We start from the raw sequence: 19,179 nt of genomic DNA, 5'->3' as shown, positions 1-19,179 counted from the left end.
GGAGGACATAATCCTCTGGAACCGGCTTTTTATGGAAAACCAATTATAATGGGTCAATATCATAGTTCCTGTGCTGGTTCTGTTCAAGAGCTCTTATCCTTTAATGCTATATTGATTTCGGATTCGCAAAACTTAAAAAGAGATATAATATATCTTTATCAAAATCCAGAAAAAAGAAAAGAAATGGGTGAAAATGCCAGAGCGTGTATAGAACGGAATAAAAATGCTCTGGAAAATCATCTAAGGGGTTTAGAACCATGGATAACAGCATAGAAAGGGAAGCAATGTTCTATGAAAAGCTTGATAATCAGCAAGTTAGATGCTTGCTTTGTCCCCATTGTTGTCTTTTGAAAGTGGGGGAGACTGGTATCTGCAGAGGACGTAAGAATATAGAAAGAAAATTGATTGCTATAAATTATGGGAGGACAATGGGAATTAGTCTTGATCCGATTGAGAAAAAACCTTTATATCATTTCCGTCCTGGTTCTCAGATTGTATCTTTAGGTCCTAATTCCTGTAATTTAAGCTGTTTTTTCTGTCAGAATTATGATAGCAGTCAAATGCCCTGTTCAACTGCATATATAAACCCCGAACAGTTGTATAACCTGGTTCTGGAACATTCCTATCAAGGCTATAAACAGGTAGCATTCACCTATACGGAACCTTTTACCTGGTATGAATATATCTATGACTTTGCTAAGATTGCCAGAGATACAGATATAGTAATGGTTACAAATGGTTACATTAATCCTGCACCATTAAAGGAGTTAATGCCCTATATTCGGGCTATGAACATAGATTTGAAATCAATTCGCAATGAATTTTATGTTAAACATTGTAATGGAGGTCTGGAGACAGTTAAACAGACCATTAAAAATGCTTTTAATGCTGGAATTCATATAGAATTGACTAATCTTCTAATTCCTACCTTAAATGATGCGGAAGAAGATATTCAAGCTTTAATTGATTTTGTTTCCTCTATAAGTGTGGACATTCCTTTACACTTTTCTGCTTATTATCCCGCATATAAATCTAATATTCCACCGACTTCTCCTCGCACTGTTTTAAAAGCTTGTCAAATGGCAAAAGAAAAACTTTCCTATGTCTATGCTGGAAATATCTGGTCTGATGAATTTAGAGAAACCTATTGTCCCAAATGCGATAATCTTGTGATATCTGCTCACAGAAGGATAGTAGGAATAGATGATAAAGGACAATGTCGTAATTGCTCTTATAGGATATATGGGGTTTTTTGATGTTTAAATGGCTAAAAAGCCATCTAAGCTGGGCAGATTTTATCTTGATTTTAGTGGTAATTATCGCTATCATTATAAGTGGTATACTGGTGGTAAAAAAAGAAGATGAAAGAAATGTGTATATTTATAAAAATAATCAATTAATTGGGGTTTATTCCCTTCAAGAGGACTATATTATTCGCATTGATGAACATAATACGGTGGAAATTAAAGATAGTAAGGTGAGAATGCTTTATGCAGATTGCCCAAATCATAATTGTGTTAAACAGGGAGCAGGTGATATTTTGCCTATAATCTGCCTTCCTAATAAAGTAGTGGTAGAGATTCATTCTAAAAATGCTAAAAGACCTTTGATTGTTCAATGATATCCCTATGCTAAAATTTGCTTTTTATATATCTCATCATGGTTTTGGACATACCACTCGTATGGCAGCTCTGGCAAAAAAATTCAATGAATTTGGTATATTTGTCTATATCCGAAGTGCTAAACCAGATTATCTTTTTCAAGATTTAAATCCACATTTATATGAAAAAGAAGATACAATTTGTGATGTAGGGGTAAAACATAAGGCAAATTTGGAACCCGATAAAGCTGCCACCCGTCTTGCCTTGCTACAATTAATGGGTAAAAGACAGGAAATAATTGATAGAGAAGTGGATTTTCTCAGGAAAGAAAAAGTGGATTTGATTATCACCGATATTCCTTGGTTACCCGTTGAAGCTGGAACCTATGCAGAAATTCCTGTTTTTGCTATATCCAATTTTGACTGGATATTCATTTATGATAAGTTATTTGGCAAACAGACAGATTTAAAACCGGTGCTGAATACTATTTTTGGTCTTTATCAAAGAGTAGATTATGCTTTTAGATTACCTCTCAGCTCAACTAAAAGTATGGGTTCATTCAGAAAAATAGAAAAAACTGGTTTACTTGCGGCTTATAAACCCCCAAATCCAGAATTGAAAAAGGCTCTGGGTATTGATTCACAGTCTCCAGTTCTAACCTGCTCTTTTGGAGGAGAAGGGGAGATGAATCTCAACTGGAAAAATATGTGTTCTGCTTTTCCAGGAACGGTTATATCTACCAGAGAATTAAAAGAAATTCCTAACTATATCCAGATACCATCAGATTTTGATTTCTCTTCTTTAATCAGTATATCCGATATTCTTTTAACAAAACCCGGATATGGAAGCTTTGCTGAAGCTATCCAATCGGGAACTTTTTTGATATACTATCCAAGAAAAGATTATCCTGAAGAAGAAGTTCTAATTAAAGGTATATCTTCCTATCCACAAAAAATCCAACTACCTGAACTAAATCTAAGTGTCTCAGAATGGAAAAATGTTTTTCATACTGCTCTTACCTTTTCAGGTCAAAGAAAAATAATACCTAATAGAAATAAACAGGTGGCTTCACTTATCCTGCAACGCTATATTGAATTACATTATTCTCAAAAGAAACTGAACTCTATTTTTGATATAGGTTCTAATAATCTGAATTATGCTCTTTGTGAAGCAGGAAAATCTGTTCCGGTTCATACTGCTCAAATCAAAACTGGAATAGGTAGAGAATATAAAATAGTAAAAGGAACAGTAAGAATTAAAAGAGAAGCTATTAAAAGATTCAAATCTCTGGTCAGTAATTTTATGGCGTATGACCAAAACATACCTTCTTCCAAATTTGTTATAGCAACCGGAATACATCGCCAGAGTCCACAACTTCAACAATTATCAGAGTGGTTTAATAAAAAATGGAAAGCTAAGTATAGGTTACTTAAAGAAGGAGAAGAAGCTGAATTAGCTTATCTGGCAGCTAAAGATTTAATTCCTGATAAACAATCTGCTATAATTATTGATATTGGAGGGTTCAGCACTCAATTTATCTACTCTGAACCTGATTCAAATATAGATAGAATGAGCATACCTATTGGTCTTTTGACTATTCGCAAAACTGTTCAAGAGGGTAAAAAACTCAACAATGTCCTTGATAAAATAGCGAAAAGCATCCCCTTCTGGAAAGCAGATATGATTATCTGTGTGGGACTAACTGCAACCTTTTTAGCTAAGATTGTAAAAAGAAGTAGATATTATCGTCCGGATGAACTTAACGGTTGCAGAATTTCCTTGAAAGAATTGCGAACTTTGAAAGATATTCTTGAATCAGGCAAAAATGAAGAAATAGCGAATTATGCTATGGAACCAGAATCTCTGGATATTTTATACTATAGCATTCAATATTATATATTTCTGTTGGACAGATTACAGAGCTCAGGTTTTTTGGTATGCTATTATGGTATAGCTACAGGCTACAACCAGAAGTTAAATAAAATAAATAAACGATAATAAGATGAAATTTTATATAGAAACCTACGGATGTCAGATGAATATTGCTGATAGTGAGTTAGTTAGTTCCATTTTAATGGAGGCAGGACACCAATTAGTCAGTAATATTGATGAAGCTGAGCTGATAATTTTCAATACCTGTTCCGTTCGTGAGCATGCAGAAAATCGTGTTCTCGGTCGCATAGCCACGGAAAAATATAGAAAAACAATCAATCCTGAATTGAAAATAGCGGTTATTGGTTGTATGGCTCAAAGAATGGGGAAGAGGTTGATAGAAAATTATGGGATAGATTATATAGTCGGTGTTGATAAGTATCTGGAACTTCCTGAACTAATTCAGCAAGAAAAGGGTGTAAAGACAGAAACTGATAATCTTCAAACTTATACAGGAATTATGCCTCTGCATCAAAGTCAAACTTGTGCTTATGTAACTATTATGCGTGGTTGCAATAACTTCTGTTCCTATTGTATCGTTCCGTATGTGCGTGGAAGAGAAAGAAGTTTACCTGCCGAACTTATCCTTGAAGAAGTCAAAAGATGTGGTGAAATGGGATTGAAAGATATCACCCTGCTGGGACAAAATGTTAATTCTTACTCTTATCAAGATATCAATTTTCCTAAATTATTAAGACAATTGAATGATATAGATTCCATCTATAGAATCAGGTTTATTACTTCCCATCCTAAAGACCTTTCTGATGAACTGATTGAAGTGATGGCAGAAAGCTCTAAGATTTGTGAACACATACATTTACCCTTACAAAGTGGAGATAATGACATCCTTGCAGCAATGAATAGAAACTATACCATTGAACACTATCTAAATATCGTGGATAAATTGCGTAAAGCTATACCAGATATGGCAATTACAACAGATATAATGACTGGATTTCCTGGAGAATCAGAAACAGCCTTTAATCATACTTTGCAAGCTATGCAAGAGATTCAATTTGATTATGCCTTTTGCTTTAAATACAGTTCAAGAGAAAATACTAAAGCTGCCTATTTACCAGACCAGGTTCCTGAAGAGATTAGATTAGAAAGATTAAAAAGAATGGTTAATCTACAAAGACAAATATCCCTTAAAAAGTATGAAGCTAAAATTGGTTCTGAAGTTGAGGTTTATGTGGAAAGTATGAGTAAAAAATCTGCTCATCAAGTTTCAGGCAAAACTCGTGATTTTAAGATAGCAGTTTTAGATGGAACTGAACAGGATATAGGTACCTTAAAAAAAGGCATAGTTACGGGTTCAACTGGAAATACCTTGCAGTGCGTTAATAGGTCTTGATAAGATATGTTATGTAAACTTACAGATATGCTGGCTAATTTATTGAGTAATAAACCTCTTCCCTCTTTATTATTATACTATTTTGTGGAGTTATTATGAAAAGTATGACTGGTTATGGAAAAGCTAAAATTCAAAAAAACGATATGGATTGCGAAATAGAAATTAAATCTATTAATGGTCGTTTTCTGGATATGAGAATATACCTCCCTCGTGAAATCAGTTTTTTTGAGTATCCCATCAGACAACATATTGGTAAGGTGCTCAGTAGAGGAACAGTTGAAATAAGGGTTACTTTTGCTGATCGTAGGGAACCTGCCTTAAAATTAAATGAAGTAAAATTAATGAAATATTATGAGTTAGTGAAACAAGCTCAAGCTTTACTTGATATAGATAAAGATATCTCATTGGAATATCTATTAAATGAGCCTGGTATAATTGAATCTATTAATAATCTGGATGAAGATGAACAATTAGCTGAATTATTGAATCAGACTCTGGATAAGGCCATTGAAGCATTAGAGTTATCCTTAAGAGCAGAGGCAAGTAATATTAAAGAAACATTAAGGCATTCTTCTGATTTGATGTTAAAGACTTTAGACAACATAGAAAAGGAGATACAACCTTTTAAAGAAGAATTGTATTCTATATTAAAACATAGAGTTACTGAGTTATTAAGTAATTTCAATGCTGAAATGTTGGAACAAAGATTGGTTCAGGAACTCGCAATTTATATTGATAAATATGATATCCAAGAAGAGATATCACGCTTGAAATGTCATATTAATACCTTATTAGCAACGCTTGAAAAAGAAGAAGATACAGGTAAAACGCTTAATTTTATCCTTCAGGAGATGCAACGCGAAGCTAATACTCTGGGTTCAAAATTCTCAACAGCTCGCACATTTACCTATGTTTTGACTCTAAAAGAAGAAATAGAAAAATGCAGGGAGATAGTTCAAAATGTCGCCTGAACCATTATTAACCTGGCGTTCCTGGCCCTTTATAGAAAGACCTTTCACTTCTGTATTATTAATTCTCTTTCTTCTTTTTCTGGCTTATTTTCTCTGGAATGTAACAGTGGAGGAATGGCATCAACCCTGGTATTATTATCTCGGTATGTTGCTGGTTATAGGTACCCTTCTCCCCTATTTCATTCCCACAACTTATTATCTCTATGAAAATGAAATAATTATAATGTATCTCTTTATAAAAATAACGCGGAAATACTCTGATTTTGGATGTTTTTATTGTGATAAACGTGGTGTGATGCTCAGCACTTTTAAGATGCCAAGGAGACTTGACCCATTTAGAGGTCAATCTTTACGTTTTTCCAAAACTCAAACTGAGAAAGAACAATTATTAGAAATCCTGCGAGAAAAAATAGGAAAACAGTATTGAGGTAAACTTGAAGAATACAAATCTCAGTGACCGTATAGAACAAACATTTATTGAAAATAACAATACTCCTTTATCTTATAATGAGTTAGTTAATGAACTTCATTTAGTTAAGCGAGAAAAATCATTACTTGCGGAAACTTTACAGGCAATGGTGGCAGAAGGTATCCTTACCAAGAAGAATAGAAAATTCCGATTGGCTGTAAGTCCTGACCAGCTAAAGAAAGAAACCTATGAACCAGTTTCTCATCCCAGATTGCTGGAAGGAATATTTGATGCCACTCCTCTGGCTCGTGACTTATCCTATGCCTTTGTCCGTACAGAACAGGGCGATTTCTATGTTAATGCAGAAGACACTTTGAATGCTTATCATAATGATATAGTAGCAATAGAGCCACATTTTCGTAAGGGTAAACCAGATTATGCTATTGTGCGCAAAATCATAAAACGTGCTAATGAGACTATGACTGGTGATATTCGTGAAAGTGGGAGCAGAACTTTCTTTATAAGCATCAATCCTAAGATTCATAACTGGATAGAAGTTAGTGACTTAAATGGTGCAAAAGAAGGGGATAAGGTTGTATTGGAGGTAACAAATTGGGGCAACCCTATAATGGGTAGAATGCCAGTAGGAAAAGTAATAGAAATCTTAGGACCTTCAGGAGACCCGGAAGTTGAACTTTTAGCTGTAATCAGGCAATATAATCTTCCTTTACAGTTTCCTGATACTGTTATTGCCGAAATGGAAGCAATAGAAGAATCCATTTCAGATAAAGAGTTTGCCCATCGCTTAGACCTCAGAAACATATTAACCTTTACGATTGACCCTGCCTCAGCCAAAGATTTTGATGATGCTATATCCCTGGAAAGGATTAATCAAGGTTGGCGTCTTTATGTTCATATCGCAGATGTAGCACATTATGTTAAACCCGAAAGTGCAACTTTTTCAGAAGCAGTGAAGCGTGGCAATAGCTTCTATTTTCCTAAAAAAGTTATTCCCATGTTACCAGAGAAACTTTCTAATAAAGTTTGTAGCCTACGTCCTAATGAAGATAAACTGGCAATGAGTGTTATCACAGATTTTAATCTGCAAGGCAAGATTATGCGTCAAAGATTGGAAGAAAGTGTTATAAGAAGTGATTATCGTCTAAATTATGACCAGGTAGATGAGCTTTTTTCCGGAAAGAATACTGATTTTCCTTCAGATTTATCAGAAACTTTATTATCAGCTCGTAAACTTTCTTCTTTGCTAACAGCCAAAAGACTTAAAGAAGGCTATATCTTTTTTGACCTTCCTGAACTGGAATATGAATATGATGAAGAAGGATTTCTTAAAAGATTTACCTTAGCAGAAGAAACAGAATCGCATAAATTGATTGAAAACTTTATGCTGGTGGCAAATGAATGTATTGCTACTAAACTTTCTAAACTTGCTCCCGCTACAATTTACAGAATTCATGAGGACCCAGATTGGGAAAAGATTGAAAGATTAATTGAATTGCTATCCTATTATGGTATCTCTTTTTATGAAAGAGAAAATCTTAATGCTTCCATTCAATATTTACTGCACTCCCTACCCACTCCAGAACATCACAAAGTTTTTGAACCGATAATCCTGCGAAGTATGAAAAAAGCTAAATATTCCACTGAACATATAAGACATTTTGGCTTAGGAATGGAAACTTACACTCATTTTACCAGTCCTATCAGGCGTTTATGTGACCTGATAATTCACCATCTAAGCAAGACTTATATCCTAAAAACCAGTAAGATACAATTTGATTATAGTCAATTGAAACACTTTGCTTCTGTTGCATCTGAACAGGAATTGCAAGCAGATCAATCAGAAAGGGATATTGAACATTATTTCAGTATGACTTATATGAAAAAGTTTATCGGAGAAAGCTTTAGCGGGATAGTTATGTCTGCCAAAAATGATAGACTCATCATAAGATTAGACCAGATACCCATCAATGCAGTCTTAATGGTTACAGAATTTCCTCCTGGAAACTGGATTTTTTTAGATAGACAAATGCGCTTTATAAATGAAGATAATAGAGATTATTTTCAGCTAATGGATAAAGTGCTGGTTAATATTATGGAAGTTAGTGACGATATTTATCTGGAACTTAAACCAGGTAAGGAATCGCATCGGCATTTTCAATTTCAACCTTCTAAGAAAAATAGCTTCAATAATGATAATAGGATAAGAAAAAACCAGAGAGGAAAGAAAAGATTTGATGTTGACTATAAATTTAGAAATAAAAATTATGGCAATACAAATAAGAGATATAGAGGAAAGTGATGAAACAACCTATTGGAATATTTGATTCTGGAGTGGGTGGTTTAACTGTCTATAAAGCCATTAAAAGAGCTTTTCCAGCTGAAAATATCATCTATTTTGGTGATACTGCTCGTGTTCCCTATGGACCTAAATCGGAAAATACTATCATAGAATATTCCATTCAAAATGCTCGTTTTCTTCTTCAAAAAGACATTAAAATATTAGTGGTGGCTTGCAATACTTCCTCTGCTGTTGCCTTACAGGAATTGGAGAAACTAACAGATATTCCAATCATCGGAGTTATCAAGCCTGGATCAAAATTAGCTACAGACTCAACTCATAACAATCATATCGGTGTAATTGGGACGGAAGGTACCATCCGTTCCGAAGCCTATAATAAAGCCATTAAATCCATCCTTCCTGAAGCAGAAATCTTTTCCTGTGCCTGTCCCCTATTTGTTCCTCTGGTTGAAGAAGGCTGGTTAAATCATCCGGTTAGTAGAATAGTAGCAGAAGAATATCTTAACTTTTTTAAAGATAAAGAGATAGATACACTTGTTTTGGGTTGCACTCATTATCCTTTACTTAAATCTTTGATTGATGAAATTATGGAACATAAGGTAAAACTTATAGATAGTGCCGATGCTATTGCCTTGCATCTTAAGACTTTGCTTCCAGTTGAAAGTAGCACTGAGCCTGTAATGGATAGATTTTATGTTAGTGATAATGAAGCAAAGTTTTCCCAAATCGCTGAATACATTCTGGGTGTTCAGCCTACGCCTATTAAAAGAGTTCGTTTATATGAGAGCTGGTTTGAATAAATAACAAAGGAGAAAAAAATGGAACCCTTAATCTTAACCGCAGCAATTACTGGAGCAGAAACTTGCCGTAAGGATCAACCTAATCTGCCTATAACTCCAGAAGAACAGGCAGCTGAAGCATTAGCTTGTTTTGAAGCTGGAGCAAGGATTATCCATCTGCATGTGCGTGATGATGAAGGCAATCCCACTCAGAGTTTAGAGAGATTTGAAGCTGCTATTACAGCCATAAAATCAGCTGTTCCTGAGATTATAGTTCAAATCAGTACGGGTGGTGCTGTAGGAGAAGATTTTGAAAAAAGATTAGCTCCTCTATGCTTGAAGCCTGAGATGGCAACTTTAAATGCTGGTTCTTTGAATTTTGGCAATGATGTCTTTATCAATAGACCACCAGATATAGTAAGATTAGCTGAAGCTTTTAAAGAATATCAGGTAGTTCCAGAGGTTGAAGTATACGAATCTGGTATGATAGATTATGTAGCAAAATTGATTAAAAAAGGAGTTATCACTCATTCACCTTTACATATTCAATTTGTTCTCGGTGTTCCAGGTGGTATGAATGGTTCTCCTAAAAATGTGGTCTATATGGCATATCATTTAAAAGAACTTATTCCGAGTGCCACCTGGGCAGTTGCGGGGATTGGAAAATATCATATTCCTGCTTCTTTAACCGCTATGGTTATGGGTGGACACATCAGAGTGGGCTTTGAGGATAATATCTATTATCATAAAGGTGTTTTAGCAGAATCTAATGCTCAGCTGGTAGCTAGAATGGCGAGAATTGCAGCTGAAATTGGAAGACCTCTTGCAACTCCAGATCAAACACGAGAAATTCTTGGCTTATAGGACTATATAAATGGAATTAAGTGAAAATGCTCTGATTGTTCTTGAGAGACGCTATTTTAGAAAGAATGAAGCTGGAGAAACCATAGAAGATTGGGAAAAAATGATAAGTAGAATAGCGTCCAATATTGCTCAGAGCAATAAAGAGAAGGAAAAACTCTATTTTGAGCTCTTAGATTCTGGTATGTTTTTACCAAATTCTCCTACCTTGATGAATGCTGGAAGTGATTTACAACAGCTTTCTGCTTGTTTCGTGCTTCCTATTGAAGATAGTATGGAGAGCATATTTGAGACTTTGAAGAATGCAGCTTTAATTCATAAAAGTGGTGGAGGAACTGGTTTTTCTTTCAGTCATTTAAGAGAAGCAAATGCACCAGTGCGTTCTACTAATGGTGTTTCCAGCGGACCTATCTCTTTTTTGAAAGTGTATAATGCTGCTACTGATGCAGTTAAACAGGGCGGAACCAGACGTGGTGCCAATATGGCAATTCTCAATGTAGAACATCCCCAAATTATGGAATTTATTCAATGCAAAGCAGATCCTAAAGAACTTACTAACTTCAATATCAGTGTTGGTGTTTCAGAAGTTTATATGCAGGCAGTTTTAAATGATGAGGATTACGACCTTATTTCACCTCACAGTGGTAAAATAATTCAGCGTCTAAAAGCAAGGGATGTGTTCAATCTCATTGTAGAAATGGCTCATAGAAATGGAGAACCAGGCATAATCTTTTTAGATAGAATCAATGCTGCCAATCCTACTCCCAAACTGGGAAGGATAGAATCAACCAATCCCTGTGGAGAACAACCTCTTTTACCTTATGAAGCTTGTAATCTTGGTTCCATTAATCTGGCAAAATTTGCTAAAGATGGAAACATTGATTGGGGAAAGCTGCAATCAGTTATCAGATTAAGTGTAGATTTCCTGGATGATGTGATAGATTGTTCTCGTTTTCCTTTACCCCAGATTGATGCTATGGTTAAAGCCAATAGAAAGATAGGATTAGGAGTTATGGGTTGGGCAGACTTACTGTTTCAACTGGAAATCCCCTATACCAGTGAAGAAGCCATCTCTTTAGCGGAAGAATTGATGGAATTTATTGATTTTGAAGCCAAACAACGCTCTATGGAATTAGCTAAAGAAAAAGGTAGTTTCCCCAATTTTACTGATTCTATCTATGATACTCAATCTCTTAAAAGAGAACCAATTAAAAAGGATTGGAATAAACTAATTTCGGATATTAAACAAAATGGGATTCGTAATGCCACGGTTACAACTATTGCTCCTACGGGAACTATCAGTATGATTTTAGATGCTTCCAGTGGCATAGAACCTCTGTTTTCCCTGGTCTTTGTCAAGAATGTAATGGATGGAGAAAAGCTGCTCTATGCCAATAAGTATTTTCAGACTGCCCTGAAAAAAGAAGGTCTGCTCTCACCTGAACTTTTATCTCAGGTCTCTCAAACTGGTTCTCTAAAAGATATAGATGAAATTCCCGAAAGATTTAAACAGATTTATCAAACTGCTCTGGATATAGCTCCTGAGTGGCATATAAGAATGCAAGCAGCTTTCCAAAAATATACAGATAATGCAGTCAGTAAAACTATAAACTTTCCCCATTCTGCTACTATTGAAGATATCTCTAAAGCTTATCAACTTGCCTGGGAACTTGGTTGTAAGGGAATAACCGTTTATCGTGATGGAAGTAGAGAAGACCAGGTTTTAAGTTCTGGCATTAAAATGACCGTTTCTGAAGGGAAAGTGGCACCTCGTAGTCGTCCAGATATAACTTACGGTTTAACTCAAAGATTGGAAACGGGCTGTGGTCATATGTATGTAACCATTAATTCTGATGAGTTTGGCGCTTGTGAGGTCTTTATTCAGATGGGTAAAGTTGGAGGTTGTGCTTCAGCTCAACTGGAAGCTATTGCTAGATTATCTTCTTTAGCTCTTCGTTCTAATGTAAAATTGGAATCTATTATTCGTCAATTAAAAGGAATCCGTTGTCCATCTCCTATGTGGCATAATGGAACACTTATCACTTCCTGTGGTGATGCCGTAGGACATGCTCTGGAGAATTTTGTAAAAACTCATAACAATCTTAAAACTGAATCTTTTCATAGTGAAGCAGAAATAGATGAACCCGTAGAAGAACCTGGCGCAAAAAGTGCTATTTATATTTGTCCAGATTGCGGTTCAACCGTAGAACATCTGGAAGGTTGTCTGAAATGTCCTGTTTGCGGTTGGTCTAAATGTTGATTTTATATTTTAGGAGTAGTAATGCGTTGTAAACATTGTGATGCACGCTTAGCACCTCATGATTTCTGGTGTGTGAATTGTGGAAAACAAACCCCTATTGTAGTGCATGAATTAGCATCCTGGGGTAGTTTTAAAAGAACTTTTAAGCAATACTGGCAGTTTAAAGGAGCCAATATTCCTGCGGCAGCTTTCACAATCTTAGTTGGAGTTCTTCCCATCATTGCCTTTTTAGTATTATTAAATGCTTTTGGGATACTGGATTTTCAATCCCAGGAAACTGCCGGAAAGCTTCTATTAAATCTCTTTATCACTGGTATGGGTCTAAGTTTATTGACTCCTCTATCATTAATAGTCTTTAAACCGGTTTGTGAAATCAAGGGTTATACCCTTACTTTAAAAGATTTATTAAAGGGGTTTAATGCCTATCCCAGATACTTTTTCTTCACTTTAATTTCAGCTCTATATTTTATCTTGATTTATATTGTCTGTTTCGGATTACCTAATTTTGCCAGTGACCCAATTCTTCATCTGGTCTGGTTAGTTCTAGTTGGATATTATATTGGAGTAGTATTACCTGTACCCATTCTTATGGAGCGAAAGAAGGTTAATGCCTGGAAAGCTCTGAGGATGGCATATAAGTATTTTAAAGTGGTACGCTGGCAACTTTTCTGGCTGGGATTTATCTTACTGGCATTAAATCTTGCCGCCACAGTTTTAGCTCTGGTCTTTCTTTTAATAACTTTACCATTATCCTGGTTTGCTATTAGAGATTACCTGGACCTCTTGTTAGCATATGAAATTATCCGGGAATATAAATCTAAGTGAGGGATATTAAATTGACTAAAAAAGAAATTATCTCTCTCATTTTACTAATTGTGGTAGTTGGTTACGGAGCCTGGACCTGGATTAATCGTTCTTATTCTGAAACTAAAAAGGACCTGGATTTACTGGATACAGTTGTAACTATTTCTGCTACTTCTAAAAGTAAAGATATTGGCACTCAGATAGATTCAGTTTTTGCCTATATTCGTACTTTTGAAGATATTTTTGACGATTATAATCCTCAAAGCTGGGTATATAAGGTCAATAACTCTCAGGGTAAACGCTATCCTATGAATCCTGATGCCTATGAACTTCTCTGTGTGGCAGATAGTCTTTATCAGTTGACTGATGGGGCTTTTGATATAACCATCAAGCCTCTATACGACCTCTGGGGATTCAGTAAAATAAATGAATATGGAGCTGATACATTAAATTTAGCACCTCCCGATTCAATGTTAATTAAAGAAACCTTAAAGAATATAGGTTTTAATCGCATTCGCTATAATAAACAATATATAAAAATACCGCAGGGTATGCAGATTACTTTTGGCGCTTTAGCTAAAGGTTATGCTCTGGAAAAAGCTCGCGAGTATATGGAAAATCATAAATTTATCAGCGGAATTATTGACTGCACCAGTGGTATGACATTTTTTGGTCATAAACATTATCAGATAGTGAGCATAAAACATCCCAGAGCTAATGCAGGAATGCAAACCATTGGCAATTTCAAGATAAAGAATGGCTCTTTAAGTACTTCGGGTGATTATCAACTTTATTTTGAGTATAATGGACAAAGATATCATCATATTCTAAATCCTTTTACTGGTTACCCTGTGGAAAATGTTTATTCAGTGACGGTTATTAATCCTTCTGCCACTTGGGCAGATGGACTTTCTACTGCGTTGTTTTTACTGCCTCCTGATCAAGCAATAGAAGCATTAAAATATTATCCTGATAGTAATGCAGTTATCTTCTATCAAGAAAATGACCAGATAGTATCTCTTAAAACCTTAGGAATGAAAGCTTTGGATTGGCACGACGAACAATGAGCATACCTGATATACAATCACAGGACGATTTTCGTCAAATAGCAATTGAAAAAGTTGGAGTCAAGGGATTAAGTTATCCTATTGTGGTAGATGACAGAGAAAATGGAACTCAGGATACCGTAGGAAACATCAATTTATATGTGGACCTCCATCCCAGTAAAAGAGGCATACATATGTCCCGTTTTATTGAAGTTCTAAATCGTTATCATCACGATAGTATCACTGGCAATTTGGAATCTTTGCTTCAGGACCTGAAATCTATAATGAAAGCAGAAGCTGCCTATATTGATATTTCTTTCCCCTATTTTATAAAGAAAATGGCTCCTGTCTCCAAAATACCTTCCTTAATGGATTATCAATGTTTCTTCAATGCTTCCTTTAATAATTATTTTCAATTATGGATTGGAACAACTGTACCGGTTACTACTCTTTGTCCTTGTTCTAGAGCTATATCTATTAACGGTGCACATAATCAAAGAGCTCAGGTTACTATAAAGGTTAGATATACAGATTTTGTTTGGCTGGAAGAACTCATCCAAATTGCTGAAGAATCAGCAAGTTCGCCTGTTTATCCTCTTTTAAAACGGAGAGATGAAAAATTTGTGACTGAAAACGCTTATTCTAATCCGAAGTTTGTTGAAGACATTGTGCGAGAAGTGACTCAAAAACTGGAGAAAGATTCTCGTATTGTGGAATTCATTATTGAAGTGGAAAGTATGGAGTCCATCCATAATCATAATGCTTATGCTATGACTCATAGAGTTAAACAATAAAGTTCTGGATTAAACACTTGTCCGAATCACTTATCAAACCTGCCATTTCTGGTTTTTTGTCTAACGGTTTAAAATACATTTTCCAATCGGGGAATTCTGAGCCTGTCATCTGTTTACAGCTATACATCAAAATAGGTAGTGCCTGGGAAAAGGAAGATGAAGCTGGCTTTGCTCATTTTATGGAACATCTAACCTTCAAATCAACCGACAGATTTCCTTCCAATCAGATAGCTGCTTATATCTATAAGTTTGGCGGTTCTATCAATGCTTACACGGATTTTGATTGTACCTGTTATTATATTTCTCTTCCTTCAGAATTTGTGAAGGAAGGTTTACAAGTTTTAGCTGAATTGGCGATGCATTCAACTTTCACCGAAGAAGATGTGGAACTGGAAAAGGATATCATTCTGGAAGAAATGATTCAGAACACTCTGGACCCTGAAACCAATTTTATCCAGTTTATTCAAAGTGCTGCTTTCGCCAATCATCCTTTAAAAAAACCTATTTTAGGGACCGAAGAATCTATTAATAAAGCATCTTATGAAAGGCTTAGGGGTTTTTATCATAAATACTATCAACCTCATAACTCTTTTCTGGTTATTGCCGGACAGGCTGACTTTGATCAATTAAAATCAATGATTGAAGCATTCTTTGGTGATTGGAAATCTCACTCAAAAATCATATTTCCAGATTATAAACAATTTTTAGAACCAATCTTTCCACCTCTTCCCTATCTCTGGAAAGCCAGTTCTCAGATATTTATAGCTTTTGTGCTTCCTGAATTGAGTGATAAACATCCTTTAAGTAATGCAATGCTGATAGCTATTCGTTATTTAGCTATAGGGCGTTCTTCTCGTTTATTTAAAAGATTGGTAGTAGAAGAAAAACTTGCCTCCGCAGTTAAAGTATCTTCCATTTCTGGTATTATGACTGGAGTTTCAGCTATCGTAGTATATCCCATAAATGAAAGGTCTATCCCCAGAATAAGAAATATATTTCAGATTGAATATGAAACTATTTTACAAGGTGAGCTGGATTTAAGTGAAATAGAACTAATAAAAAAAGATGTTATCAATACCTGGCGCTATGGCTTTGAATGTATGGAAGACCTGGCAGAAATGATTGGAGATGAAGAGTTTATTGACGGATATGAAAATCTTTATAACTACGATGAAAAAATAGTTTCACTAAATCTGGAAGATGTAAGAAAAGTAATAACTCATTACTGGCAGCCTTCCTATCTACAAATTATTCAGCAGACCCCAAATCCAACTTCAATACCTAGCTCAAATAATATATATCCTAGAAGAACAATGAGTTCATCCTCTATTCCTGAATTAAAACTTGCTGATTCTTTACCGAATCCCATACCTTATCAAAAAATTAGACCTGATTTTTATTCTGCCAGATTAGATAATGGCTTTACCTTACTATATCGTTATTTACCAGATCGTCCTATCAATGGTTTTGCTTTAGCAACGGATATCTGTCAGTTGAACGAAGATAAAAATCAGCGTGGTTTGAATTATCTTTGTTCATCTGCTTTGCTACATTCTTCACAAAATTATAGTGCAGATGAGATACTATCCCTATATAGACTTTATGGCGTAAGTTTAAAAGTAGAGCATTCTTTGGATACCACTATATTTCGTGGTAAGTGCTTTCATAAAGAACTGGTTCCTGCTTTGACATTAATGGAAGAGCTTATCTTTCATCCAGCATTTGAGGAAAAATATATCAATCTTTTAAAAGCAGCAGCTATAGATATGTTAAGAAGAGATAAACAGATGCCTTATAGCGAAGCTTTTTATCATTGGTTTTATCTACTTTTTGGAGCAAATAGTCCCTATGGTCGTTATTCAGGAAATATATCAGATTTAAAAAGACATAACTTAGAAGCAGTGGAAAATTGGTATAAAACAAACTATCGTCCAGACCATTTTAGTCTTGCTGTTATAGGTTCTTTAGAGCCAGATAAATTCTTTAGTACCGCACCTCAAATCTTTAAGAAACCTGCTCCTTCGGAAAATTGGATCGGAAATAATCCGGAACTTCCTCAACCAATAAAAAAGCATAAAATTATCTCTCATAAAAATTCTCCTCAAGCTATTATTCATCTGGGTGGTTTTGCACCAGCAGCTAAAGATAGAGTAAATAGCACTGCTTTTTATCTACTGTCACAGATTATTGGTGGAGATATGGATTCTCGTCTTTTTAATATAGTTAGAGAGAAAAAAGGCTATGCTTATCAGACAGGATTTGAATATAATTGTGCTCATAATATAGGTTACTGGTTTGCTTATGCTTATTGTGAACCGGAAGTCTTTAATCAATGTCTAAAACTTATTCTTCAGATATTGCAAGAAGTTAAAGACTATGGAGTAACGGAGATAGAGCTTATCAATGCTCAAAATTATCTCTGTGGTATGAATCGTTTTGAAGCAGAAAATCTCTCTGTTCAAGCTATGTCTATCTCTTCATTAAGTGCTTTAGGTTATGAACCAGAATATTATTTTCAGCGTGAAGAAAGAATTCGCAGCGTAGATTTAAAAACTATCTCCAATCTGGCACAAAACTGGTTAACCAAAGATAATATCTGGATATATATCTACTTATGATTACCCTGGGTATAGATATAGGCTCTCGTAACACGAAAATCGTTTTTTACGATACCTCTAAGCAATCCATACTTTTTTCTGCTTTCAATGCCACTGAAGTCAATCCACTGCAATCCGTGCAATCTTTATTAAAGCAAGCAAAGGATATCTATGGTCTTGACTTACCTGATACTATAGCTTGTACCGGTTATGGTCGTAAACTATGGAAAGGAACTAATAAAATATTTTCTGAGATAACCTGTCATACAGCTGGCGTTCTTTATTTTGTACCAAAGGTTAGAACTATCATTGATGTGGGTGGACAGGATGCTAAAATAATCTCTTTAACACCTGAAGGGAAAATCAAAGATTTTGTTATGAATGATAAATGCGCTGCTGGAACCGGACGATTTCTGGAAATGGTTGCCAATAGACTGGAAGTTTCTCTGGATGAACTTTCCGAACTTGCTCAGCAATCCAAAAATACTCTCACTATTTCATCTACCTGTGTCGTTTTTGCTGAATCTGAAATCATCGGTATGATTGCTAAAAATACAGCACCAGCAGATATTGCATATGCCGCGCATATTTCTGTAGCAAAGCGCATTATAACTCAATTAAGTGCAGTTGATTTCATACCACCCCTAGTTTTTACCGGAGGGGTAGCCCAGAACAAAGACCTGGTGCAATGTCTTAGTGGACTTTTAAATACACCTATTATTACTCCACCCAATCCGGAAATTACAGGTGCTCTTGGTGCTGCTATACTTCTATCTCAAATGGAAGAATTTTCATAACTGCCCTGATAATAATAAGATATATAGAATATTGCCTCATAATATACAGAAGAATCTGTCGTTATGGACAAAACTACAATATCTAACATTAAATGTTTTTGAATGGTTCCATAAACTTAATTCCTTACAATTAAAAAGATGCAGTTAAAACTTCATAATTGGGGATTGGCGTTAAATATCCATTATCCACACAATTTATAATCGTATGGATGGCAGTTCCAAGGATAAGAAACTCCTCTAAAGATATATTTTTAAGATTTATATTCTCATTCTTAGCCCACTCATAAATTATTTTAACCCATAAAGAATAAGCACCAGGTGGACTACTATTATTTGCTGAATTATATATCTTATACCAGCGAGAATAAATCTTTAACTGATTCTTGAAATCCTCTGACCCAGCTTTCCACAACTTAGCGATGTTTTTACTTATCAGACCAAAGCTTGTATTTTGCTCTGTACGCTTTGGATAAAAATATTTCCTCGCAATACAAATTTTGCCAGACCTATAGCTGCCAAAGACCAGATTATCCAGTGTTCCGCAATATGTCTGTATTTTATATTTGAATTTTACTCTCATTTATCTATCCTCCATCTTTAAAAAGAAAAATAGAAGAATCATACTTTCTTCAAAAAATTATAACTCTCCATATA

General features: G+C 35.1%; 16 protein-coding genes and 1 pseudogene. 16 read left to right on the top strand and 1 reads right to left on the bottom strand.

Annotated features, from left to right (window positions below):
• The 16 genes and pseudogenes from E0946_RS07250 to E0946_RS06270 all read left to right on the top strand — a co-directional run.
• Positions 1–273 (top strand): annotated as a pseudogene (locus tag E0946_RS07250) (3-deoxy-D-manno-octulosonic acid transferase); the annotation flags it as partial.
• A complete protein-coding gene (gene amrS / locus E0946_RS06340; RefSeq protein WP_133201631.1) occupies positions 258–1,256 on the top strand; it encodes an AmmeMemoRadiSam system radical SAM enzyme in 999 nt (332 codons plus the stop codon). The pseudogene E0946_RS07250 and the gene amrS, both read left to right, overlap by 16 nt.
• Positions 1,256–1,621 carry a NusG domain II-containing protein gene (locus E0946_RS06335; protein WP_133201630.1) on the top strand — a complete coding sequence of 122 codons (366 nt, stop codon included), beginning with the start codon at positions 1,256–1,258 and terminating at the stop codon, positions 1,619–1,621. Before amrS ends, E0946_RS06335 begins: the two co-directional genes overlap by 1 nt.
• A gap of 7 nt (positions 1,622–1,628) precedes the next feature.
• Positions 1,629–3,599, top strand: coding sequence for a Ppx/GppA phosphatase family protein (locus tag E0946_RS06330; RefSeq protein ID WP_133201629.1), 1,971 nt, complete (start codon positions 1,629–1,631; stop codon positions 3,597–3,599).
• A gap of 4 nt (positions 3,600–3,603) precedes the next feature.
• Entirely contained in the window at positions 3,604–4,887 is a 1,284-nt protein-coding gene (gene miaB / locus E0946_RS06325; RefSeq protein WP_133201628.1) for a tRNA (N6-isopentenyl adenosine(37)-C2)-methylthiotransferase MiaB, read from the top strand.
• Positions 4,888–4,982: 95 nt separating this feature from the next.
• The gene (locus tag E0946_RS06320) at positions 4,983–5,858 is read left to right on the top strand and encodes a YicC/YloC family endoribonuclease (protein WP_133201627.1); all 876 of its coding nucleotides are present in this window, start codon (positions 4,983–4,985) and stop codon (positions 5,856–5,858) included.
• Positions 5,848–6,285, top strand: coding sequence for a hypothetical protein (locus tag E0946_RS06315; protein WP_133201626.1), 438 nt, complete (start codon positions 5,848–5,850; stop codon positions 6,283–6,285). The genes E0946_RS06320 and E0946_RS06315 overlap by 11 nt, the downstream gene beginning before the upstream one ends.
• A 7-nt stretch (positions 6,286–6,292) precedes the next feature.
• Entirely contained in the window at positions 6,293–8,587 is a 2,295-nt protein-coding gene (locus E0946_RS06310; protein ID WP_243713769.1) for a ribonuclease R family protein, read from the top strand.
• The gene (gene murI / locus E0946_RS06305) at positions 8,587–9,387 is read left to right on the top strand and encodes a glutamate racemase (protein ID WP_133201625.1); all 801 of its coding nucleotides are present in this window, start codon (positions 8,587–8,589) and stop codon (positions 9,385–9,387) included. Before E0946_RS06310 ends, murI begins: the two co-directional genes overlap by 1 nt.
• 18 nt (positions 9,388–9,405) lie before the next feature.
• The gene (locus E0946_RS06300) at positions 9,406–10,230 is read left to right on the top strand and encodes a beta-keto acid cleavage family enzyme (protein WP_133201624.1); all 825 of its coding nucleotides are present in this window, start codon (positions 9,406–9,408) and stop codon (positions 10,228–10,230) included.
• A gap of 10 nt (positions 10,231–10,240) precedes the next feature.
• Entirely contained in the window at positions 10,241–12,487 is a 2,247-nt protein-coding gene (locus E0946_RS06295) for a vitamin B12-dependent ribonucleotide reductase (RefSeq protein ID WP_133201623.1), read from the top strand.
• Between the two features lie 21 nt (positions 12,488–12,508).
• Positions 12,509–13,312, top strand: coding sequence for a hypothetical protein (locus E0946_RS06290; RefSeq protein ID WP_133201622.1), 804 nt, complete (start codon positions 12,509–12,511; stop codon positions 13,310–13,312).
• Positions 13,313–13,323: 11 nt separating this feature from the next.
• Positions 13,324–14,358 (top strand): FAD:protein FMN transferase, encoded by a 1,035-nt coding sequence (locus E0946_RS06285; protein WP_133201621.1) that lies wholly within the window; start codon positions 13,324–13,326, stop codon positions 14,356–14,358.
• A complete protein-coding gene (gene folE2, locus E0946_RS06280; protein WP_133201632.1) occupies positions 14,355–15,131 on the top strand; it encodes a GTP cyclohydrolase FolE2 in 777 nt (258 codons plus the stop codon). Before E0946_RS06285 ends, folE2 begins: the two co-directional genes overlap by 4 nt.
• 17 nt (positions 15,132–15,148) lie before the next feature.
• Positions 15,149–17,749, top strand: a complete 2,601-nt coding sequence (locus E0946_RS06275; RefSeq protein WP_133201620.1) for a M16 family metallopeptidase — start codon at positions 15,149–15,151, stop codon at positions 17,747–17,749.
• Entirely contained in the window at positions 17,746–18,525 is a 780-nt protein-coding gene (locus E0946_RS06270; RefSeq protein ID WP_133201619.1) for an acyl-CoA dehydratase activase, read from the top strand. Before E0946_RS06275 ends, E0946_RS06270 begins: the two co-directional genes overlap by 4 nt.
• Positions 18,526–18,655: 130 nt before the next feature.
• Here the strand turns inward: E0946_RS06270 and E0946_RS06265 are convergent, their stop codons facing one another.
• On the bottom strand, positions 18,656–19,105 hold the full coding sequence (locus E0946_RS06265; protein WP_133201618.1) for a hypothetical protein: 450 nt from the start codon (positions 19,103–19,105) through the stop codon (positions 18,656–18,658).
• Positions 19,106–19,179: the final 74 nt, after the last annotated feature.

Source organism: Candidatus Syntrophosphaera thermopropionivorans (genome assembly GCF_004353895.1).
In the GTDB taxonomy this organism is placed as follows: domain Bacteria; phylum Cloacimonadota; class Cloacimonadia; order Cloacimonadales; family Cloacimonadaceae; genus Syntrophosphaera; species Syntrophosphaera thermopropionivorans.
The sequence above is the reverse complement of the archived record's forward strand: the minus strand, read 5'-3'. Positions and strand labels throughout refer to the sequence as shown.

Excerpts from the sequence above, each read along its gene's own strand:
- E0946_RS06315 (WP_133201626.1), top strand. The coding sequence starts at position 5,848 with ATGTCGCCTGAACCATTATTAACCTGGCGTTCCTGGCCCTTTATAGAA.
- E0946_RS06300 (WP_133201624.1), top strand. The coding sequence starts at position 9,406 with ATGGAACCCTTAATCTTAACCGCAGCAATTACTGGAGCAGAAACTTGC.
- E0946_RS06320 (WP_133201627.1), top strand. The coding sequence starts at position 4,983 with ATGAAAAGTATGACTGGTTATGGAAAAGCTAAAATTCAAAAAAACGAT.
- murI (WP_133201625.1), top strand. The coding sequence starts at position 8,587 with ATGAAACAACCTATTGGAATATTTGATTCTGGAGTGGGTGGTTTAACT.
- E0946_RS06330 (WP_133201629.1), top strand. The coding sequence starts at position 1,629 with ATGCTAAAATTTGCTTTTTATATATCTCATCATGGTTTTGGACATACC.
- amrS (WP_133201631.1), top strand. The coding sequence starts at position 258 with ATGGATAACAGCATAGAAAGGGAAGCAATGTTCTATGAAAAGCTTGAT.
- E0946_RS06265 (WP_133201618.1), bottom strand. The coding sequence starts at position 19,105 with ATGAGAGTAAAATTCAAATATAAAATACAGACATATTGCGGAACACTG.
- E0946_RS06335 (WP_133201630.1), top strand. The coding sequence starts at position 1,256 with ATGTTTAAATGGCTAAAAAGCCATCTAAGCTGGGCAGATTTTATCTTG.
- folE2 (WP_133201632.1), top strand. The coding sequence starts at position 14,355 with ATGAGCATACCTGATATACAATCACAGGACGATTTTCGTCAAATAGCA.
- miaB (WP_133201628.1), top strand. The coding sequence starts at position 3,604 with ATGAAATTTTATATAGAAACCTACGGATGTCAGATGAATATTGCTGAT.
- E0946_RS06290 (WP_133201622.1), top strand. The coding sequence starts at position 12,509 with ATGCGTTGTAAACATTGTGATGCACGCTTAGCACCTCATGATTTCTGG.
- E0946_RS06295 (WP_133201623.1), top strand. The coding sequence starts at position 10,241 with ATGGAATTAAGTGAAAATGCTCTGATTGTTCTTGAGAGACGCTATTTT.
- E0946_RS06270 (WP_133201619.1), top strand. The coding sequence starts at position 17,746 with ATGATTACCCTGGGTATAGATATAGGCTCTCGTAACACGAAAATCGTT.